Source organism: Pseudomonas paralactis (genome assembly GCF_001439735.1).
In the GTDB taxonomy this organism is placed as follows: domain Bacteria; phylum Pseudomonadota; class Gammaproteobacteria; order Pseudomonadales; family Pseudomonadaceae; genus Aquipseudomonas; species Aquipseudomonas paralactis.
This window is the reverse complement of sequence record NZ_JYLN01000004.1, coordinates 202,258-222,587: the sequence shown is the minus strand read 5'-3', so window position 1 is coordinate 222,587 and position 20,330 is coordinate 202,258. Positions and strand designations below refer to the sequence as shown.

The 20,330-nt window shown below is 58.6% G+C and carries 17 protein-coding genes, 1 tRNA gene and 1 pseudogene; 14 read left to right on the top strand and 5 right to left on the bottom strand.

Going from position 1 to position 20,330, the window contains the following annotated elements:
* Positions 1 to 61 precede the first annotated feature (61 nt).
* Complete coding sequence (locus tag TX23_RS12550; protein WP_057702437.1) at positions 62 to 1,027, bottom strand: arsenic resistance protein; 966 nt, start codon at positions 1,025 to 1,027, stop codon at positions 62 to 64.
* Positions 1,028 to 1,185: 158 nt separating this feature from the next.
* Here TX23_RS12550 and TX23_RS12545 point away from each other — a divergent pair, with 158 nt between their 5' ends.
* The gene (locus TX23_RS12545; RefSeq protein WP_057702436.1) at positions 1,186 to 1,599 is read left to right on the top strand and encodes a hypothetical protein; all 414 of its coding nucleotides are present in this window, start codon (positions 1,186 to 1,188) and stop codon (positions 1,597 to 1,599) included.
* A 117-nt stretch (positions 1,600 to 1,716) separates the two neighbouring features.
* Here the strand turns inward: TX23_RS12545 and gabP are convergent, their stop codons facing one another.
* Positions 1,717 to 3,108 carry a GABA permease gene (gabP, locus tag TX23_RS12540; protein WP_057702435.1) on the bottom strand — a complete coding sequence of 464 codons (1,392 nt, stop codon included), beginning with the start codon at positions 3,106 to 3,108 and terminating at the stop codon, positions 1,717 to 1,719.
* Between the two features lie 554 nt (positions 3,109 to 3,662).
* Between gabP and TX23_RS12535 the strand changes: the two genes are divergently transcribed.
* The 12 genes and pseudogenes from TX23_RS12535 to TX23_RS12480 all read left to right on the top strand — a co-directional run bounded on the left by TX23_RS12535 (position 3,663) and on the right by TX23_RS12480 (position 14,741).
* Positions 3,663 to 4,436, top strand: coding sequence for an ABC transporter ATP-binding protein (locus TX23_RS12535; protein WP_003187760.1), 774 nt, complete (start codon positions 3,663 to 3,665; stop codon positions 4,434 to 4,436).
* A 13-nt stretch (positions 4,437 to 4,449) separates the two neighbouring features.
* Entirely contained in the window at positions 4,450 to 5,202 is a 753-nt protein-coding gene (locus tag TX23_RS12530; protein WP_005783892.1) for an ABC transporter substrate-binding protein, read from the top strand.
* Between the two features lie 74 nt (positions 5,203 to 5,276).
* Complete coding sequence (locus TX23_RS12525) at positions 5,277 to 5,972, top strand: ABC transporter permease (protein WP_057702434.1); 696 nt, start codon at positions 5,277 to 5,279, stop codon at positions 5,970 to 5,972.
* Between the two features lie 38 nt (positions 5,973 to 6,010).
* Entirely contained in the window at positions 6,011 to 6,700 is a 690-nt protein-coding gene (locus TX23_RS12520; RefSeq protein WP_032803763.1) for an ABC transporter permease, read from the top strand.
* A complete protein-coding gene (locus TX23_RS12515; RefSeq protein WP_057702433.1) occupies positions 6,681 to 7,868 on the top strand; it encodes a methyltransferase in 1,188 nt (395 codons plus the stop codon). Before TX23_RS12520 ends, TX23_RS12515 begins: the two co-directional genes overlap by 20 nt.
* Positions 7,869 to 8,333: 465 nt before the next feature.
* Positions 8,334 to 8,409 (top strand) — tRNA-Thr (locus tag TX23_RS12510).
* Positions 8,410 to 8,636: 227 nt separating this feature from the next.
* Positions 8,637 to 9,742 (top strand): annotated as a pseudogene (locus TX23_RS12505) (AAA family ATPase).
* 243 nt (positions 9,743 to 9,985) lie between these two features.
* On the top strand, positions 9,986 to 10,276 hold the full coding sequence (locus tag TX23_RS12500; RefSeq protein ID WP_057702432.1) for a Phd-YefM: 291 nt from the start codon (positions 9,986 to 9,988) through the stop codon (positions 10,274 to 10,276).
* A 9-nt stretch (positions 10,277 to 10,285) separates the two neighbouring features.
* Positions 10,286 to 10,573, top strand: a complete 288-nt coding sequence (locus TX23_RS12495) for a type II toxin-antitoxin system RelE family toxin (protein ID WP_057702431.1) — start codon at positions 10,286 to 10,288, stop codon at positions 10,571 to 10,573.
* 830 nt (positions 10,574 to 11,403) lie between these two features.
* Positions 11,404 to 12,747 carry a CHASE2 domain-containing protein gene (locus TX23_RS12490; RefSeq protein ID WP_057702430.1) on the top strand — a complete coding sequence of 448 codons (1,344 nt, stop codon included), beginning with the start codon at positions 11,404 to 11,406 and terminating at the stop codon, positions 12,745 to 12,747.
* A 37-nt stretch (positions 12,748 to 12,784) separates the two neighbouring features.
* Positions 12,785 to 13,150 carry a hypothetical protein gene (locus TX23_RS12485; protein ID WP_057702429.1) on the top strand — a complete coding sequence of 122 codons (366 nt, stop codon included), beginning with the start codon at positions 12,785 to 12,787 and terminating at the stop codon, positions 13,148 to 13,150.
* Positions 13,151 to 13,163: 13 nt separating this feature from the next.
* Positions 13,164 to 14,741: a M48 family metallopeptidase gene (locus TX23_RS12480; protein WP_057702428.1), complete on the top strand. Its 1,578-nt coding sequence runs from the start codon at positions 13,164 to 13,166 to the stop codon at positions 14,739 to 14,741.
* An 80-nt stretch (positions 14,742 to 14,821) separates the two neighbouring features.
* On the opposite strand, the gene TX23_RS12475 is transcribed toward TX23_RS12480, so the two are convergent.
* Positions 14,822 to 16,138 carry an OprD family porin gene (locus tag TX23_RS12475; RefSeq protein ID WP_057702427.1) on the bottom strand — a complete coding sequence of 439 codons (1,317 nt, stop codon included), beginning with the start codon at positions 16,136 to 16,138 and terminating at the stop codon, positions 14,822 to 14,824.
* Positions 16,139 to 16,548: 410 nt separating this feature from the next.
* Between TX23_RS12475 and TX23_RS12470 the strand changes: the two genes are divergently transcribed.
* The gene (locus TX23_RS12470) at positions 16,549 to 18,624 is read left to right on the top strand and encodes a TonB-dependent receptor (protein ID WP_057702426.1); all 2,076 of its coding nucleotides are present in this window, start codon (positions 16,549 to 16,551) and stop codon (positions 18,622 to 18,624) included.
* Positions 18,625 to 18,756: 132 nt separating this feature from the next.
* On the opposite strand, the gene TX23_RS12465 is transcribed toward TX23_RS12470, so the two are convergent.
* Positions 18,757 to 18,972 carry a hypothetical protein gene (locus tag TX23_RS12465; protein ID WP_057702425.1) on the bottom strand — a complete coding sequence of 72 codons (216 nt, stop codon included), beginning with the start codon at positions 18,970 to 18,972 and terminating at the stop codon, positions 18,757 to 18,759.
* Between the two features lie 235 nt (positions 18,973 to 19,207).
* Positions 19,208 to 20,314 (bottom strand): agmatine deiminase, encoded by a 1,107-nt coding sequence (aguA, locus tag TX23_RS12460; protein WP_057702424.1) that lies wholly within the window; start codon positions 20,312 to 20,314, stop codon positions 19,208 to 19,210.
* Between the last annotated feature and the right edge of the window lie 16 nt (positions 20,315 to 20,330).

The window sequence follows — 20,330 nt, the reverse complement described above, 5'->3', positions numbered from 1 at the left end:
TGGCGTATGGTGCCGACCACAGCCCTGAATAGCGCCTGAACGAACCTGAACATTCACGCTTTTACCGACTTGCAGGCCACACCACTGCCGGGATCAGGCGAACGTAGACCAACTCGGCCACCAACTCGATCAGGGTTTGCAGGATCACCGCCGCGGCGGCCAACCCGCGCATGTCCTCCGGCAAGGCCAGCGCCAACGGCAGTACCACCAGCGAGTTGCGCGTTGACGCACTGAATGTCACTGCCCGCGCAGTTGGCGCAGGCAACGCCAATAGTCGCGAAGCCAGGATCCCCATCAACGGCGCCAGCAGTACGAAACCCAGGTAGACCGCAAGCACCGGCAGCAACAGGTCGATGTCGCGCACCACCGATGTGATCTGCGACCCAATCACCACGAACAGCACCAGGGCCATCGCCGGCACCGGCAACCAGGCCCACGCGCCGCTCCATTTACCGACGAGCGATGATCGCCGCGCCAGGTAGGCCGTCAGCACGGCCAGCAGCATCGGCACCACGATCAACCACAGAAATGCCTCGATAAACGGGCCGATCTCTACCACCACGCCCGAGTGCTCGCCCAGCATAAAAGCCAGGTACACCGGCAGCAGTGCCAGCTGCAGCAGCAACAACAACGGCGTGGCCGCCAGCATCGACCGCGAGTCGCCCTTGCCGATGTGGGTGAACACCACCACGTAATCAATACAGGGCGTCAACAACACCAGCAAGGCCCCCACCAACAGCGCGGGATGCCCCACCAGGCCTCGGGTCAGCGCCCATACCAGCAATGGCACCAGAATAAAGTTGGCCAGCAACAACGCTGAGACAAAGCGGATATTGCCCAAACCCTGGCGCAGATCGAGGAAAGGAATTTGCAGGAACATCGCGTACATCAATACCGCAATGGCAGGCGTGATCAATACACTCAAACCATGAGCCAGTGCCGGCGCAAACACACCACAGGCAGCGGCCAGCAGGATGGCGACAAAATAGAAGGGGATCTGGTTATGCTCAAGGGCATCGCGAGTCATGAAGACGCTCTGGCAGATGACAAAGGCGTAGCCTATTGATCTATGGGCTGGCGGTCGAGCGCGATGAACGAATAAACCCGCCCGGATTTCCTTGGGATTTGCCCCAACCTGCGCTTCAATACCCCACCCCCGATTCAGAACCCAAGGATGTCGATCCCATGGCCTCGCCGAACAAGCAGCAAAAACGCGCCCAGCGGGCAAAGACCAAGGCCAAGCAAAACCGCACCCAACGTGCCGTCGCGACCAAGCCGGATGCATTTGCCGGCGACGACAGCCGCATTGATCTTGAGTCGGTGGACTTGACCGAACTGTTCGTCGAGATGCGCACCGCAGGCGAGACCAGCCAGCAGGCACTGTGCGCGGTGTTCCTGGCGCACCCGCTGCTGGCGCTGGTGCTGGAGCAGGAAGGCGAAGAGGAAGCGACCGACTTTATCCTGGCGGCGCTGATTGAGTATCGGCAGTGGGCGACGGACAGCGATGACGAGGCCGCTGCGTTGGCGTGGATCGAATCGCCGCAGTTCCAGGCAGACTACGTGGCAGCATCCCAGGCGTTGACAGCCTCAACAGACTGACGCGCATCAAAATGTGGGAGGGGGCTTGCTCCCGATGGCAGAGTCTCAGTCGACATCCAAGTGACTGACACACCGCCATCGGGAGCAAGCCCCCTCCCACATTTGCATCACATTCCGTCAGTTGAACACTGCTGCACCTACCTTCTGGGCCTTGCGCCGGCTCGCCACCACCAACCCCGCCAACACCACCAGCAAGCTCAACACCCCCGTCGCGATGATCTCGACCCGGTGCGCTTCCTGGAACAGCATGATGGTCAACGTACCGACGATAAACACCATCACGGCGTACGTCAGGCCAGGAAACAACCACATCTTGAACACGATCTTCTCGCCCGCCGCCGCACGCTTCTGGCGCATGCGCAGTTGCGACACGGCAATCACCAGGTACACCAGCAACGCAATGGCGCCGGAGCTGGCCAGCAGGAATTCGAACACGGCCGCCGGAGCCACGTAGTTGGCAAATACCGCCAGGAACGCCGCACCGGTAGACAGCAAGACCGCCCAATATGGCGTACCACTTTTGTTAGTGCGCTTGGCCACCGCCGGTGCATCACCGCGACGGCCGAGGGAGAACAACATACGCGAGGCGGTGTAGAGCGCCGAGTTGAGGCAACTGGTAACAGCCACCAGCACCACCAGGTCGACGATCAGCTTGGCATTCGGGATGCCCATGCGCTCAAGTACTGTCTGGTAGGAACCTACGGCAGCCAGGGTCGGATCGTTCCAAGGCACCAGGGACACCACGATGAAGATCGACAGCAGGTAGAACAAACCAATCCGCCAGATCACCGAATTGGTGGCCTTGGTGATTTGCTGGCCTGGGTTCTTCGATTCGGCGGCAGCAATGGTGACAATCTCGGTGCCCATGAACGAGAACATGGTGGTCAGGATCGCCGCCAATACCGCGCCCATGCCGTTGGGCATGAAACCTTGGGTATCGAACAGATGGGAAACACCGCTGACCTGGCTGGTGGGCAAGAAGCCGAAGATTGCGGCCAGACCGAGGATCACAAAACCGACAATCGCCACGACCTTGATCAACGCAAACCAGAACTCGAACTCACCGTAGTTCTTCACGCTGAACAGGTTGGTTGCAGTCAGCAACAACGTAATGACCAGGGTAAACACCCAAATCGCCACGTCGGGGAACCAGGCGTGCAGGATGGTCGCCGCCGCGTTGGCCTCCAACGGAATCACCAGCACCCAGAACCACCAGTACAACCAACCAATGGTAAACCCGGCCCAGTGACCGATTGCGCGATCGGCATAGGTAGAGAACGAACCGGTATCGGGTGACGCAACAGCCATCTCGGCCAGCATCCGCATCACCAGCACCACCAACGTACCGGCCGCCGCGTAGGCCAGCAGCACGGCGGGGCCGGCGGCAGCGATCGCATGGCCGGAGCCGACAAACAAACCGGCGCCGATGACGCCGGCAATCGACAGCATGGTGACGTGCCGCGGTTTGAGCCCCTGTTCGAGGTCATTGGAGCTTTGAGTACTACTCATTGACACACCTTTGCGAGGAATTGCGAAAACGGTTCGCCCGGCCTGCAGCCTTTCTCGTGAAAAGAATCCAACAGGGCGTTCTTTATTTTTTACGCAAGATTTGCGCCAAAATGTAACAGAGCCGCAGTTGACGCGGGCTGTAGGACAATTCATCAGCACTCGCAAGTCGTTGAGAATCAATCATTCCGCTATAGCGTTACCGTGCGACTCACCTTCGAGCCAATCCGGCGCACCAAAAACACACACAAAAAGTACGTGACGCCCCATAAACGGGCTGATATGGACCGTTTGCCCGGTTAACCCTTCCAACACCCGGCCAAAGCTGGCACCATCGCGCCCTTTTTTACGCGAAGCCTGTGGATCTTTCCGGTTCAAACGTCTGTAGGTTGTTGATGGCGCGACACGCTACTGCGCCGATGCGACACCCTGCCGCAGACCATCGGTTAACCGTCCGCAGCGCTGTTGGCTGTCATCCAAACGCTATGCTAGCTTGGCGCCTCGCCAGGAAGGCGGCCCAACAGCGAAGATCGCAACGAACACAATGAGGACCGCACATGGCTCAGGCCACGCCCGCGCTTGAAATCCGCAACTTGCACAAACGCTATGGTGAGCTTGAGGTACTCAAGGGTATCTCGCTGACCGCTCGCGACGGCGATGTGATCTCGATCCTGGGTTCCTCCGGTTCCGGCAAGTCCACCTTCCTGCGCTGCATCAACCTGCTGGAAAACCCGCACCAGGGTCAGATCCTGGTAGCCGGTGAAGAACTCAAACTCAAGGCCGCGAAAAACGGCGAACTGATGGCCGCCGACGGCAAGCAGATCAACCGCCTGCGCAGCGAAATCGGGTTTGTGTTTCAAAACTTTAACCTGTGGCCGCACATGAGCATCCTCGACAACATCATCGAGGCCCCTCGTCGCGTGCTCGGCCAGAGCAAGGCCGAAGCCATAGAAGTGGCCGAGGCCCTGCTGGCCAAGGTCGGTATTGCCGACAAGCGCCATGCTTACCCTGCGCAACTCTCCGGCGGCCAGCAACAACGCGCGGCGATTGCGCGTACCTTGGCGATGCAGCCTAAAGTCATCCTGTTCGATGAGCCGACGTCGGCGCTTGACCCGGAAATGGTTCAGGAAGTACTTAATGTGATCCGCGCACTGGCCGAAGAAGGCCGCACCATGCTGCTGGTCACCCACGAAATGGGCTTCGCCCGCCAGGTATCCAGCGAAGTGGTGTTTTTGCACCAGGGCCTGGTCGAAGAGCAAGGATCGCCACAGCAGGTGTTTGAAAACCCGCTTTCGGCGCGCTGCAAACAATTCATGTCCAGCAACCGCTAACGGAGCAACATGCATGCAGACCTATAAGAAATTCCTTCTGGCCGCGGCCGTCTCGATGGCGTTCAGCGCCACGGCCATGGCAGAAACCTTGAAAATGGGCATCGAAGCGGCCTACCCGCCCTTCAACAATAAAGACGCCAGCGGCAACGTGGTGGGCTTTGACAAGGACATCGGCGACGCCCTGTGCGCCAAGATGAAAGTCGAGAAGTGTGAAGTGTATGTGTCCGACTGGGACGGCATCATCCCGGCCCTGAACGCCAAGAAGTTCGACTTCCTGGTGTCTTCGCTGTCGATCACCGATGAGCGCAAGCAAGCGGTGGACTTCACCGACCCGTACTACTCCAACAAGTTGCAGTTCATTGCGCCCAAAGCCACGGCCGACTTCAAGACCGACGCCGCTTACCTCAAAGGCAAGGTGATCGGTGCACAGCGCGCAACGCTGGCCGGTACCTACTTGGAAGACAAGCTGCCGGACACCGAAGCCAAGCTCTACGACACGCAGGAAAACGCCTACCTCGACCTGACCTCCGGTCGCCTCGACGGCATCCTGGCTGACAAGTACGTGCAGTACGAATGGCTCAAGAGCAAAGACGGTTCGGCCTATGAATTCAAAGGCGACCCGGTGGTAGAAAGCGACAAGATCGGTATCGCCGTACGCAAGGGCGACCCGCTGCGCGAGCGCCTGAACAAAGCCCTGGCAGAGATCAAGGCAGATGGCACCTACAAAAAGATCAACGACAAGTACTTCCCGTTCAGCATCGAATGATCTGAACGGCCTGCCCGACGCGCTCTTGTGAGCGCGTCGGCTTTTAGCAATGCCTGCCGCGATATGAAAACACCATGAATTTCGATCTCTACGGATTCGGCCCGGCCCTCGCCGCCGGCGCGCTGATGACCGTCAAACTGGCGCTCACGGCCCTGTGCCTCGGGCTGGTGCTCGGCCTTGCCGGCGCCTTGGCCAAGACTTCGCCGTACAAGCCGCTGCGATGGCTGGGCGGTGCGTATTCGACCATCGTTCGCGGTATTCCCGAATTACTGTGGGTGCTGCTGATTTACTTCGGCACCGTCAACCTGATGCGTGCGCTTGGTGAGTTCTTCGGCAACCCCGACCTGTCGCTGAGTGCCTTCGCCGCCGGCGTCATCGCCCTGGGCCTGTGCTTCGGCGCTTACGCAACGGAAGTGTTTCGCGGCGCGATCCTCGCCATTCCCAAGGGCCACCGCGAAGCCGGTGTGGCGTTGGGGCTGTCGAAGTTTCGGATTTTCACCCGACTGATCATGCCGCAAATGTGGCGTATCGCCCTGCCGGGCCTGGGTAACCTGTTCATGATCCTGATGAAAGACACCGCGCTGGTGTCGGTGATCGGCCTGGAAGAAATCATGCGCCACGCGCAGATCGGCGTGACCGTGACCAAGCAACCCTTCACCTTCTTCATGGTCGCGGCGTTCATGTACCTGGGCCTGACCGTACTGGCGATGACCAGCATGCACTTCCTGGAAAAACGCGCCGCCCGCGGCTTTGCAAGGAGCACCCAATGAGCGGCGACTACAGCTGGCTATCGCACTTTGACCTGGGCTTGAACTGGGCCGTGATCATCAAGTGGCTGCCGAAGTTGGCCCAGGGCGCAACCTTGACCCTGGAGCTGGTGGCAATCGCCGTGATCGCCGGTCTGCTGCTGGCGATCCCACTGGGCATCGCCCGCTCTTCGCGCCGCTGGTACGTGAGTGCCCTGCCCTACGGCTACATTTTTTTCTTTCGTGGCACGCCGCTGCTGGTGCAGTTGTTCCTGGTGTATTACGGCCTGGCGCAGTTCGATGCCGTGCGCAACAGCTTCATGTGGCCGTACCTGCGCGACCCGTTCTGGTGCGCCACCGCCACCATGACCCTGCACACCGCCGCGTACATTGCCGAGATCCTGCGCGGTGCGATCCAGGCCATTCCGCCGGGCGAGATCGAAGCCGCGCGGGCATTGGGCATGTCCAAGCCGAAAACGCTGTTCTACATCATCCTGCCACGCGCCTCGCGTATTGGCCTGCCGGCCTACAGCAACGAAGTGATCCTGATGCTCAAGGCCAGCGCCCTGGCCAGCACCGTGACCCTGCTGGAACTGACCGGCATGGCCCGAACCATCATCGCCCGCACCTACCTGCCGGTAGAGATTTTCTTCGCCGCCGGGCTGTTCTACCTGTTGATGGCCTACGTGCTGGTGCGCGGCTTCAAACTGCTGGAAAAATGGCTGCGCGTCGATGCGTGCCAAGGACGTTGAGGCACGCCTCCAGGCACTGGATGCATTCCTGATCGAGCACCAAGGGCTGTGGCGACCACGGCCCTTTACCCAGTTGCAGTTGCCTTGGGAAACCGAGCATCCCGAGTTATCCCAGTGGCTACGTCGGCGTTCGTTGGCCGACGCGGAAGCCAGTCACAACCATCCCCACAACCTGCCCGCGCCAGCACCGTTTCCACAGCTGGCCGCTCACGCGCTGCGCCTCGGCGCTGTGGATAAGTTACCCACGCACACACTTGAGCCCGCTCGCCATCGCCTGAATGTCGACGTGCCCGGACGCAAATGGCAACAGATCGAAGCCTTCGGCGCCGCGCTGACTTTTGCCCAAACGCCTGCCCACTGGCTGGACTGGTGCGCCGGCAAAGGCCACCTCGGCCGTCGCCTGCTGCAACCCGGCCAACGCTTGACGTGCCTGGAATATGACCCCGCGCTGATTGCGTCCGGCCAAGCCTTAAGTGATCACCACGGCTTGCCCGCGGCCCATTGCCTGCAAGACGTGATGGCCGACGTAGCGATCGCTCCCGAACACACACCTGTGGCCCTCCACGCTTGCGGCGACCTGCACGTGCGCCTGCTGCAACTGGCCAGTGCCGCCGGCTGCAAACAAATGGCCCTGGCGCCCTGCTGCTACAACCGCATCAATGCCGAGCGCTACCAGGCACTGTCCAGCGCCGGGCGCGCATCCCTGCTAACCCTGTCGATAGACGATCTGGGATTACCCCTGAGCGAAACCGTCACCGCCGGCAACCGCGTGCGCCAGCAACGGGACACCTCCATGGCGCGGCGCCTGGGCTTTGATCGACTACAACGGCAACTGCGCGGCTGCAACGACTACCTGCCGACGCCCTCCCTGCCCGCCAGTTGGCTGGATAAATCCTTCGCCGACTACTGCCGTGAGCTGGCAAACCTCAAGAATTTATCCACAGGTGAACAAGACTGGCCGGCGCTCGAAGCCCACGGCTGGCAGCGCCTGGCCGAAGTGCGAAACCTGGAGTTGGTAAGGGGTTTGTTTCGACGCCCTCTGGAAATATGGCTGGTGCTGGACCGCGCTCTGTTTCTGACCGAACAGGGCTACAACGTCGAAGTCGGCAGCTTCTGCGAACCAGCCCTCACCCCACGCAACCTGATGGTGCTGGCCCAGCGCGATTAAGGGGCAAAATTTCATACACGCGCCCTGTGGATAACTCTGTTGATGGAATCTTTACAGAGCCTGTAGTTATCAGCGCTAGACGCCAAAAGCCATGCTGGTCATTTTTTGTTCACAAAATAAAACGCACACAAAACAGGCAGTTGCAGCGTGTTGAGAACGGCTGCACAAAATAGCGGTTTGGTGACCGCTGTTACTAACCGATTGTGCATAAGCATCTGGTGTTAAGCGTATAAAGCGAACTTTAGGGAGTGTTTTTTGATGATTTATGCGATCGGAAAACCTCGTTGGGGCGCCTTATCACGCAGGTGCACGCGTTACGTGGCCTGACGCCAAAGGGATGGCTTTCCACGCCACGACACCGTGCGGAAAACGCGCTAATCGCAAGAAACCTAGGTTTTTGCAAAAATAGTCAGAATTCAGGGGTTTACAGAACCTTTCCAATCGCTATAATCGTCGCCCTAACACGCCGGTATAGCTCAGTTGGTAGAGCAACTGACTTGTAATCAGTAGGTCCCGGGTTCGACTCCTGGTGCCGGCACCATACAAAACAAAGCCTCCACAGAAATGTGGGGGCTTTGTTGTTTCTGGGGATCTATATTCCTCACCTCTGACGCCCCCCTTCAAAGCCTCTGAAATTGCTATGTGCTGTACCAGAAGTCCATTTTTTGAGCTTGATGCTAATTATGAGCTGGCAATAATTATGGCGTATCCATAAAAAGGGATAATTGCACGAGCAGCATATTTCAGCGTCCTGAATTGGCTGAATCGATGGCGAACCAGCTTCTCAACCCAGGCGTGCTTGATGAAGGCTTGCGTTCAGGCCTTTTCTGTCTGGCTTGCGCCGCACGGGTAAAACGACTGTTCTGAGAAATGACCTGATCCCAGCCCTGGAAGCAGCAGGCGCCCTGGTGATCTATGTCGACCTCTGGAGTGACACGCTGGCCAACCCGGCAACGCTCGTGCACAACGCCAACTACAAAACCCTGAAAGAACTACAAACCCCAGGCTCGTCGGCACTGGAGATGCTCAAGCGCGTCAGCAACGTTGACCTCGGCGCAGCAGGATTCAAACTCGACAGCGTCGGTAACGCAGACGGCCCGACATTGGCTCAAGCACTGACAGAGGTGGTCGACCAAGCGAAGACCGATCTGGTGCTGATCATCGACGAAGTGCAACACGCCATTTCCTCTAATGACGGGAATCAGCTGCTATTGGCCCTCAAGGCTGCACGTGATGCGATCAATCCACGCCCGAACACGCCAGGGTATTTCCTCTTTATTGGCACCGGTTCCCACCGGGCACAAGTGAGTGAGCTGACCGCCAAACGCAATCAAGCCTTTTCCGGCGCCACGTCAGCAGCGTATCCGCTGCTAAAAGGTGATTACGTTGAGTTTCTGCTCAATTGTCTGGCGATGACGGTAAAGAAAGAAAAACTCCCTTCGCTCGAAGTCGCCATCGAAGCATTCACCACCTTGGGGAATCGACCTGAGGAAATGCTAAAGGCCCTGCGCCAACTGTTGCAGCAGGAGGGTGATCCCGACCTTTTCCTCCCCGTGATTGCCAGCACATTACGCTCGGCGGCAGCGAAGATTGAGCTTGAAAAAGTCGAGCAACTGGGCAGCCTGGCTCAGGCGATTTTCAACAAAATCGCCGCAACCGAAGGGGATGCCCGAGGGATATTCTCTATTGATGCAGCCGTTGAATATTCAAAAATGGTCGGCCGCGAGGTGCGGGTTGAAGAGATTCAACCGGTGGTGATTGCACTGGTGGCGTAGAACATCATCATGCGGCGCGGGCATGGGATTTATGCGATTAAAGACCAGTTTGTTCAGGAGATTTGGTTGGAGGAACGGGCGTTGATAGAGGAGAGTTAGGGAGCGCTGAAAATAAATCTGTCACCTTTTACACAAGGCACTAGGCGCGCTGACACTGCTGCCCGGAGGGTCTGCAACCTTGGTGACAAGAAAACAGCGACGTTTCGCACATAAATACATTCATCTGACGGTTGAATCGCGTGATGTATTGCGCAATACTTTGCATACTTAAAGACGCAGGATTTAGCGATTTATTGTATGCATTCCTGTGTTTCAATGTCTGTTTTGTATGGAGTAACAGTCATGGCAGCGTTGCTTGAGCGAGCTGATCAGGCCGTATCGGTTACCGCGATGGTTCGAGGGTTCAGTGCGAAGCTCAAAGAGGTATCGAGCCGCACCACCGATCGTCTGGTTGTATTCAAAGACAATCAGCCCGCAGCAGTCATCGTAAATGTCCAGGCTTATCAAGAAATGCTTGATGAGCTTGAAGACCTTCGTATTGAAGCGACGGCACGTGATCGGGTAGCAAATTTCGACCCACAAAACGCTATCTCCCACGCCGATATGCGGGCCAGGTACGCCAAAAAAGACTAAGGATTTGCGATGGTTTGGAGCGTCATATACCACCCGGATACAGAAGAAGACTTCGATAAGCTTGGTTCTGCTGCGGCAAACCGGATCCTTGATGTGATTGAAGACAGAGTTGAAAACGGCGAGCCTGACAAAAGCGGTAAACCTTTAAGTGGCAGCCTGGCTGGATGTCGCAGAATCCAAACAGGCGACACTCGAATCGTCTACCGGGTCGATGGAAAGAGAATCGAGGTTCTGATCATTGCTGTCGGAGCTCGTCGTGACAGCGAAATTTACGACACGGCGAAAAAGCGAGTCTGAGCCCGCCATTGCGGGCTTTCCTTTGTGACGAGGCAGTAACAATCATTGAAGGCCTTGAGGCTAAAAGGAACAGATCCATTTTCCCGACTGCTCCCCACTCCCCACCAATTTACCCTTCCGACCGTCGCTGCCGATTCCGCGACCGGATCTGAGAGCCCGATTTGATGCAGGCGCCTTAGCAGAAGTCGTGTGGTGCGCGGGCTGACGTCATCGCGGCATGGGTATCTATACAACTTTTGTAGCCACTGCCGACGGTAACCACGATGCGAAGCGAGCCACTCTTGATCTGCTTTTGATCTTAGGCGCCCCGTTAAACCACGCTGGCCGGAACTCGACAGGGATTTGGGGGGTAATGCCGGTTTAGCCGCCCCGCGCCATGGATGGCGCGTGGCGGCGCCCCCCCCAAATCACTGGCGGATTACGGGCACACCGAGCCCAGGCGAGATGCCGAGTGGTGGGGCAAGAGCGTTTCGCTTACTTTTGCGCTTTTTCAAAAGTGAGCCGCTGTCAGAGCGTAACCCTAGGTGGCCGTTACCTAAATAACGGATATGTGCTTGATCAAAGTCCAGCATCCTGGTCGGCCCTACGGCCGCCATCGGGGGCGAGCCCCCTCCCACAGGTCCGGCGTCGCACCAGGAATTGTGTAGATACCCATGGTCATCGCGGGCAAGCCCAGCACAGGAAAGCCCTGGCCTGAATAGGTCGGGGCTTTTTGCGAACGACGATCCATGCGCCAATAGCGATATGGCACTTAGCCACTTTTCCATTTGACACCCCCTCCCCACTCCGTTAAAAACCTCGCCTTGCTTATGCTTTTAATCGAGACATGGATGTCGTCCAAACCCCCGCTATTCAAATACCGCCGCTATTGGCTGGCGGCCATCATCGTGTTGCTGGCGATTCTTGACCCTTTCGGCCTGGCCAGTTCCAGCGACAAGGCGTCGGCGCAGTGGCTCAATCGTATGTTTGCCAGTCACTACCCGAGCCTTGGGCAGCAGCGGGTGGCGGTGGTGTTGATCGATGATGCCTACCTGATGCGCAACAACAGCTCGTGGCCCATGCCCTATGGCGAGCAGAGCAAGTTGTTCAAGCGCTTGCTGGCGTACAAGCCTCAGGCGGTGTTTGTGGATTTGCTTTATAGCCACGACCACTCGTTGGGCGACCCGACGCGGGGCAGTCAGTTGTTGGCGAATGTGTTTGAGCGTTATCAACGCCAGGGTATCCCGCTGTGGCTGGCCAACACCGGTTTGGCGCGCGGGGAGGCGGGCCAGGCGAATACGCTGGCGCCGTTTATGCAGGTGAGCCGGCCGGCGCTGGTGGTGTGGGAAGGAGTGGATGACAAGTATCCACTGGCGATGCACACACAGGCTGGGCTTTTGGAAACGCCGGCGATGGCGCTGTACCGCGAGTTCTGCGCCACGCAATATTGCAAACAGCCGCCGGTGGATGCGCAAACCGCTGCGCAACGTCAGCCCATTGCGGTGCAGTGGGGCTTGAAGCTGGCGCCGGAACAGGCGCGTATTGCCGATATCAGCCACTGCGCGCCCGCGCGGCATTTTTTGCTGGACGGGGTGGCGCAGTTCTTTCAGGCCGTGTTCTGGAAGCTTGATGACTCGGCCCAGGCACGGTGCCCTTATACGCTGACGTTGTCGGCCAGTGATCTGGAGGTCAGCGACCCCGATGACCAGGCACTGGTCGCCGAGTTACTGCGCGACCGCCTGGTGTTGGTGGGCGCCAATATTGCCTCCACCGGGGATCTGGTGGAGTCGCCGGTACATGGCCAGCTCCCCGGCGTGTATTTGCACGCCATGGCCCTGGATAACCTGATCAATGAGGGCATGGACTACGACCATGAACCGGCCAACTTCCCCCGCTTGCCCTTCAATTGGCTGGACCTGCTGGAACTCGGGCTGCTGGCGTTGATTGCCGTGCTCAAGGCGCTGCACGCACGTCGCCTGGCGGGCCAGCGCACCTGGAGCCGTTGGCGGCGCCAGGAAATCTGGTTTTTTACCTCGCCGTGCCCCTCGTGGCTGTTGGTGATGTCGATGTTGGCGGCGGTCAGTGTGTTGCTGAGCCTCAATGACATCACGCCGGTCAACGTGTTGGGCATTGTGTTGCTGTCGTTGGTGTTGTTCAGCGAGCGGATCGAAGCCTTCTTCGACCGTGACCGTTGAGTGTGCCGTTTTGTCATTTGACTCAAGGAATTCAAGGATGAACAGAAGTCTCGTCGTTTTGCTCACCGCCCTCTTCACCCAGGGTGCCTGGGCGGAAATTCACAGTATCAAGGCGTTCCTCGCCGACCCGGTGACCGTGCTGGACGAGCAGGGCAAGCAACAACGTGAGCTGGCAAAAAAAGACGCACCCACTCAGCCCGTACCGGTGTTGCAGTACAACCAGGCGCTGGACCTGGTCCAGGTGGAGCTGGCGGGCCAGAAGGTGTGGCTGGACACCATGGACCTGCGCATCGAACCACCGCTGAATGTCGTGGACCTGCCCTGCCAGGGTCTGACCAAAAGCCAGGCCAAAGACAGCCGCAATAATTCCACCATTGGTTTTGGTGCCGGTTGCAATCAATAAAAGGAGCGTTGCGGTGAAGGGATATCTTGTAGCAGCCAGCCTGTTGGCCAGTTCGGTGCTCAGCGGTTGCGCCACTTTGAAGGGCGCAGACCAGGCGTTCCTGAACCTGGTGGGGCCCTCGACCCAATCCAGGGTTCAGGGCCACTATGTGGACAACACCGACGTGCGCCAGTATTACAAGCTCGACCCCCAACGCCAGAGCAAACAGCGCCTGAGCTACGACGGACGAGCGGTGCCGGCTGCCGAAGCGCGCCAGCAGAACCTGGTGGATATCCCGATGCTGCAAACCTACTTGCAGGGCATTGTCACGCGCTTGTCCAAGGGCTGGCCGGGGGAGTTGCCGCCGCTGCAGGTGAAGATGACCGACAGCTATGGATTCGGCCCGTCGGCAGATCCTTACGGCAACCTGTTCGTGCCGCTGGGTATGCTGGACAACGTCGCCAGCGAAGACGAAATTGCCGCGATGCTTGGCCATGAAATGAGCCACGTATTGCTGCATCACCATGACCGCATGGCCGCCTTCCAGCAGCAGAAAGACATGTTCACCACCGTCGCCTCCACGGTCGCCTTGGCCACCATGGCTGCTGATACGGGCGTCGATCGTAGTTCCGGGACCATGAAACTGTTCAGTAAAGACCCGGCCGGCACCCAAAAGACCATCGGTAACACCGTGCTGTACACCGCCCTGGCCAATACCTTTTCCGATCATGTATGGAGCACCGCCTGGGGCCGCAGCCAGGAAGACCAGGCGGACTTGCTGGGCACCGACTTGATGATCCGCGCCGGTTACGCCCCTCGCGCCGCCACCCATAGCCTGGAGCGCCTCAACGACTTCCAGGGCAAGCAGAAACCCTTGCTCACAGGCTTCCTCACTGCGCGCAAGAATGCCATGCAGGATTCGCTGCAACAGTTCAACCTCAACCAGTTCACCAAAGAATTGGACGTGCTGGTCAAGGACGGTTTGACCACCGGCATCACCGCAACCACGCAGTATTTCAATCGCTCACACATGTCGGCCATGGACCGTGACACCGAGCTGCGCCAGTACTTGCAACGCGAATATCGCCAGGAGCGCCGCGCCCGGGTCAACCCGCAAAGCTGGTCGAAGATGAAGAGCACGCCCCAGGTGGCGAAAGCTTTGCAGGGCTATAAAGACGCGTACTTCGCGATTGATGCCCTGGAGAAAAACAAGGTGCCACAGGCTGACGCTTTCATTCGCAAGGCCCTGGCCTCGCCGGTAAAAGACCAGCCGAGCATTCGGCGCACCGCCTATACCGTGCGCCTGGCCCAAGGCAAAAACAGCGAAGCGGTGAAAGAGTTACAGGCGATCAAGGACTGGTCCCTGGCCGGCCCTTCTACTTATGACTTGATGATCAGCTACCACCTCAAGCGGGGTGATGGGCAATCGGCGCTGGCGATGATCGACAAAGCGGAACGCAATCTGGGCTCGGAGGAACTGTTTATTACCGAGAAGCTGTTGGCCAACCAGCAACTGCAGAATGCGCAGCAGGTGCAAACGGTGTTGCGCAAGTGCGAGCAGTACCCGACACGCAAGGAAAACTGCAAGAAGCTCGCGCCAGCCAAGGCCTAGGTGGCAGCCTCCAGGCATAAAAAAACCCCGAACCAGTCGGGGTTTTTTATTGCCTGACATCAGGCACGACGCTCGATCAATTAGAAAACGTTGATCGGGTAGTCGGCGAACAGACGGATTTCGTTTCCGCCTGTGTTGTACCCACTGGCGTTGTTGGAAACGCGCAGCCACGAGGCGCGAGCACGCAGGCTCAGGTCTTTGGCTGGACCGCTCTGTACGACGTACTTGAACTGGTTCCAGATTTCACGCTCGGAACCATCGCCACGGCCGGTGCCGTCGTCAATGTTGGTGCCACGCACGTAGGCAATGTTGTAGGTCAGACCCGGTACGCCAAAGGTGGCGAAGTCGATGCCGTAACCTGCTTGCCAGGAGCGCTCGTCCTTGCCGTTGAAGTCGGACCAGTAGGAGTTGGCCAGCAAGATGGTATTGCCGCCGTCGCCGATACCGCCAGCGTTGCGATAGCCGCCGTACAGGTAGCCGGTGTCGCCGGTGCTGCGCTGATGAGCGAGGGTGAAGCTGTGCGCGCCAACGGCCCAGGTCGCGCCCAGGCTCCAGATCTTGTTGTCGCGTGCGTCCGCGTCACCTTGGTTTTGCAGGGCGAAACTGCGGTCGAGCTTGGTCTTGTAGCCGTTGAAGTCAAACGTCAGCGACTGCTTCTCTGGCAGGGCCAGCACGTAGTTGACGTTGACGTATTGCTTCTTCAGCACGTCCTGCATGTCGGAGGCGTACAGAGCAGCCGACAGGCTTTCGGTGAATTTGTAGCTACCACCGATGTAGTTGATGCTTTTCAGGCGACCGCTGTCGGTGCCTTCCATGCTTTTGCGCGCTTCTTTGGTGAAGTGACCTGCGTCCAGTTGCAGACCGGCGATCTCTTTGGAGACGATCGACGTACCGGTGTAGGTTTCCGACAACAGGCGGGAGTTGTCGTACTGCAGCACAGGCACAGCCGGGAACTGATCACCGTACTTGAGTACAGTGTTGGAAACGCGGAACTTCACGGCAGCGCCGCCTTTGGCCAGGTCGTGGGGTGCCGAGCCCGGTTTCCGCTGACCGTCTTCATCGACAGTGCCGTTGCCCTGCTTGAAGAAGTCGATACCGCCGGCGCCAGCGCGGCCTTTACCACCGTCCAGACGGATAGCGTATTGACCAATCACGTCCACACCCACACCCACGGTGCCTTGGGTGAAGCCGGACTCGAACTTGCCGATGAAGCCTTGGCCCCATTCAGCTTTGTCCTTCTCGCCATTTTTTTTATCACGGCTGATGTAGGCGTTACGTGCGGCGATGTTCAGGTGGCTGTCTTCAACAAAACCCTTGGATTGCTCCTGGTCGTTTGCCATTGCTGTCGATGCGCTCAAAATCCCCAGAGCGATCAGACTCATCCGTTGCTTCAACATATTCTTATATTCCTTATTACGGGTTGAGTACGCGCTGTGACACCAGGCTCCGTGTTGCTTTTTTCTGGTGTCGACTTTTGCCGCAAAAAGAAGGCCCGCGGACGACTGAACTGCCGCGGGCCTTTTTTATTGGAGTAAGTCATGGCGGTGAGCCACAGGCGTTGGGCGCAATCCTATGCGCGCGTTGAACTATGTGTCAATTTCGTGAATCGTCTGTATTTAGGCGATATTCGTCTAAGCGGCGAGCTAAAGCGCTACGTTGAAAAGGGCTGAATGTCCCTCGTCACCGATAAAAACACATCAAGTAACAAATCTGACAGGCGTCATGACAGGGAATAGATAACCCGCGCAAATGCAAAGCATTACCATTCGCGCAAATTTTCTGCCCACCCTGTTGGATACACACTCCCATGTCCACCCCTTGCCTGACGCCCACCGCCCTTGGGCTCTCTATGCTGTTGTCTGCCGGCTTTGCCTGCGCGACTACGGTACTGCCCGAAACCTCCATTAACGCGGTGGCTGACGAAGACGACCCACGTGTCAAAGAGACCAACACCGCCACGCGCACCGCCACCTCCGTACGCTATGTGCCCCAGGCGATCGACTCGGTAAAAACCGACAACCTGCGCTCTTACGGCACCAACGACCTGGGCCAGGCGCTGAGCGGCATTCCCAATGTCAGCAGCGGCGCCGACACGCGCTTCGACAGCCTGCGCATACGCGGTTTCGACGCCAGCAATGACTTCTACCTGGACGGCATTCGCGACGACAGCCAGTACGTGCGCGACCTGCACAACATCGAGCGTATCGAAGTGCTCAAGGGCCCGGCCGCCGTGCTGTACGGGCGAGGTGGCCAGGGCGGTATCGTCAACCGCGTGAGCAAATTACCCACGCCGGGCCATAAATCGAGCATCGAAGCCCAAGGCGGCAGCAACGATTTGCGTAGCCTGTATGCCGACCTGAGTGCCGACCCAAGCGACACCATCAGCCTGCGTCTGAACATGGGCAACCAGGACAACAACAGCTTTCGCGATGGCGTCAGCGGCAACCGCCAGTTGTTCGCACCGTCGATGAGCTGGCAGCTCACGCCCGACCTGAACTGGCTGGTGCAATATGAATACAGCCGCTACAACCGCACGCCGGACCGTGGCATTCCCGGGGTCAACGGGCGCCCGGCGGATGTGAGCCGCAGCACCACTTATTTCGATCACAGCGATTACATCGACGATAAATCCCAGTCACTGCGCTCCAAGCTCGCCTATGAGCTCAATGCCAACTGGCAACTGCGCCACACCCTCGGGGTGTTCAAGCTCAACAGCGATTTCGACAACACCTACCAGACCGGCTACGACACCAAAACCAACAGTGTCACCCGCCAACACTGGCAGCAAGACCTGACCACCCGCAACGTGTTCAACAACCTCGAACTGGAGGGGGGGTTCGACACCTTTGGCCTGGAGCATCGCCTGCTCACCGGTATCGAGCTGGGCAGCCAGCGCCGCGATCCGAAGCTGTACTCGGCTCGGGATGCCAGGACGGTACCCAGCCTGGACCTCAACCAACCCAATCGCCGCCTGAGCCACACCGGGAGCATGCGACTGTCGAGTTACAACCACACAGAAGTCGAAAGCAGCGCGCTGTATGTGCAGGATCAACTGCGCCTGAACGACCAGTGGCAACTGTTGGGCGGGCTGCGTTACGACCGCTTTGAGGTGGATACCACCAGCAAGGTGCTCAACACCCAGGAGAACGTGAAGAGCCACAGCACCAGCCCCCGCGTCGGACTGGTGTGGACGCCGCTGGAAAATCATTCGTTCTATGCCTCGTGGAGCAAGACCTTCTCGCCAGCGGGTGGCGGCCTGATCGGCATCACGCCGAACGCCGCCGGGAGCGTTAACGACCTGAGCCCGGAGCTGACCAAGCAGAAGGAAATCGGCGTGAAGAGCGACTGGTTCGACGATCGCCTGAGCACCACCCTGGCTGTGTACGAGTTGGAACTCTATAACCGCCGTACCAGCGACCCGCTGGACCGCACCATTACCCTGCTTACCGGCGAGCAACGTTCACGCGGCGTGGAGCTGACGGCCACCGGCAAGATCGTCGATAACTGGTACGTACGCGGCGGCGTGGGCCTGCAGGACGCCAAGGTAGAGAAAGACAACAACGGCTTTGAAGGCAAACGCATCAGCGACGTGGCCAAGCGCAATGCCAGCTTGTTCATCACCTGGAAGCCGGAAATGGGCTGGTATGCGGAAACCGGATTGACCCTGGTGGGCGATCGCTACGCCGACAACCTCAATACCGTGGTACTGCCGGGATACGGCCGCTGGGACGCGCTGGCCGGGTTCCGTCAGAAAGAGTGGGACGTGAGGGCGGCGCTGAACAATATTGCCGACAAAAACTACTACGCCTCGGCGACCAGTGCGGCGCAGATTCAACCGGGGGAGCCGCGTAGCCTGGTGGTCACCGGTACCTACAGCTTCTAACACCAGTCAGGCGCGAATCACCCCCTGTAGGAGCGAGCTCGCTCGCGAAAAACGTCAACGATAACGCACGGTTCCTGGCCGAACGCGGCGCTTATAAATTTTTCGCGAGCAAGCTCCCCCCAACAAAACGGCTTAACTACACATCAGATCACACAGAGCCTGCACTTCATCCTCTGTGAACAACCCCACCGGGTAGCGTTCATTCATCACGCTGCGCAAATCAGGCACCTGCCTGACCTGTCGCGAGCCGTTTGCCTTCAACCACAGCGCCAACGCATGGATCGCATCGCCGTTGACTCGCAAGGGGTGAAACGTGCGCGTGTTCATCAGGTCGATATCGGCATTCATTTCAGCGCTCTCTCCTGCTGCGTGAGCGGCTAACTTACTCAAGGTTTGTGACAGAACTGTGCAGTCATCGCCCTTGGTCCACTGTAACGACAGCGATACAAGAGCTATGCCAATGTCCCGTGCTCACCGGTATACAGGCATGAAAAAGCCCGCGACCTGGCCGGGTCGCGGGCTTGGCTGTAACACTGCGGTTGCGCAGCGCTCACTCGCGCTCAAGGCGCTGTTACAACTGCACTCAATTTCTGTGCGGAGCGGGCTGCTGTTGAGTCAGGCAGTGAATATTGCCGCCCCCCAGTAACAGTTCGCGACCCGGCACCATCACCACTTCGTGCTGCGGGAACAGGCTCTGCAGGATTTGTTTGGCCTGGTGGTCCAGCGGGTCATCGAAACTCGGCGCAATGATGCCGCCGTTGACGATCAGGAAGTTGACGTAGGAGCCGGCCAACCGCACGGTTGGGTTACGTTCCTGGCTGCCATCCACCGGATCGACACCGGCGCATTCTTCCTCGGTGGCATACAACGGCCCAGGGATTGGCATTTTATGCACGATGAACGCGCGCCCCTTGGCATCGGTGCTGTTTTGCAGCACCTCCATGGCTGCGTGGCAGCGCGAGTAATTCGGATCTTGCGGGTCATCGGTCCAGGCCAGCAACACTTCGCCTGGGCGCACGTAGCAGCAGAAATTATCCACATGACCGTCGGTTTCGTCGTTGAACAGGCCATCCGGCAACCAAATGATCTTGTCCACCGCCAGGTGATCAGCCAGCACCGCCTCAATGGCCGCACGATCCAGGTGCGGGTTGCGGTTGCGGTTCAACAGGCACTCTTCGGTGGTGATCAGGGTGCCTTCGCCATCCACATGGATCGAACCACCTTCAAGCACGAAACCTTTAGTACGGTAACGCGGCGCCCGCTCGATCTCCAGGATCTTGCCGCCTACCTGGGAATCTCGGTTCCACGGTGCATACAGGCCTCCGTCAAAACCACCCCAGGCGTTGAAATCCCAATTCACGCCCCGCACTTCGCCGCTGTCGTTGATCACGAACGTAGGGCCCGTGTCGCGGACCCAGGCATCGTCGGAAGACATTTCCACCAAGCGAATATTGGGTACATCCAGGCGCGCACGGGCGTTCTCGTACTGGCCTGCCGAAACTGCAACGGTCACGGGCTCAAAGCGCGCGATGGCCTTGGCCACGGCCACATGGGCGGCCTGCGCAGGCTTGCCGCCCAGGCGCCAGTTGTCGGGGCGCTCGGGCCAGATCATCCAGGTTTGGGTCTGTGGCGCCCATTCGGCAGGCATATGGAAGCCATCGGCGCGTGGGGTGCTGTGCAAAGTGGTCATGGCGTTCAGGACTCCG

Excerpts from the sequence above, each read along its gene's own strand:
- TX23_RS12470 (WP_057702426.1), top strand. The coding sequence starts at position 16,549 with ATGTCCACCCCTTGCCTGACGCCCACCGCCCTTGGGCTCTCTATGCTG.
- TX23_RS12545 (WP_057702436.1), top strand. The coding sequence starts at position 1,186 with ATGGCCTCGCCGAACAAGCAGCAAAAACGCGCCCAGCGGGCAAAGACC.
- TX23_RS12490 (WP_057702430.1), top strand. The coding sequence starts at position 11,404 with ATGTCGTCCAAACCCCCGCTATTCAAATACCGCCGCTATTGGCTGGCG.
- TX23_RS12535 (WP_003187760.1), top strand. The coding sequence starts at position 3,663 with ATGGCTCAGGCCACGCCCGCGCTTGAAATCCGCAACTTGCACAAACGC.
- TX23_RS12465 (WP_057702425.1), bottom strand. The coding sequence starts at position 18,972 with ATGAATGCCGATATCGACCTGATGAACACGCGCACGTTTCACCCCTTG.
- gabP (WP_057702435.1), bottom strand. The coding sequence starts at position 3,108 with ATGAGTAGTACTCAAAGCTCCAATGACCTCGAACAGGGGCTCAAACCG.
- TX23_RS12525 (WP_057702434.1), top strand. The coding sequence starts at position 5,277 with ATGAATTTCGATCTCTACGGATTCGGCCCGGCCCTCGCCGCCGGCGCG.
- TX23_RS12515 (WP_057702433.1), top strand. The coding sequence starts at position 6,681 with ATGCGTGCCAAGGACGTTGAGGCACGCCTCCAGGCACTGGATGCATTC.
- TX23_RS12485 (WP_057702429.1), top strand. The coding sequence starts at position 12,785 with ATGAACAGAAGTCTCGTCGTTTTGCTCACCGCCCTCTTCACCCAGGGT.
- TX23_RS12530 (WP_005783892.1), top strand. The coding sequence starts at position 4,450 with ATGCAGACCTATAAGAAATTCCTTCTGGCCGCGGCCGTCTCGATGGCG.
- aguA (WP_057702424.1), bottom strand. The coding sequence starts at position 20,314 with ATGACCACTTTGCACAGCACCCCACGCGCCGATGGCTTCCATATGCCT.
- TX23_RS12550 (WP_057702437.1), bottom strand. The coding sequence starts at position 1,027 with ATGACTCGCGATGCCCTTGAGCATAACCAGATCCCCTTCTATTTTGTC.
- TX23_RS12500 (WP_057702432.1), top strand. The coding sequence starts at position 9,986 with ATGGCAGCGTTGCTTGAGCGAGCTGATCAGGCCGTATCGGTTACCGCG.
- TX23_RS12475 (WP_057702427.1), bottom strand. The coding sequence starts at position 16,138 with ATGTTGAAGCAACGGATGAGTCTGATCGCTCTGGGGATTTTGAGCGCA.
- TX23_RS12495 (WP_057702431.1), top strand. The coding sequence starts at position 10,286 with ATGGTTTGGAGCGTCATATACCACCCGGATACAGAAGAAGACTTCGAT.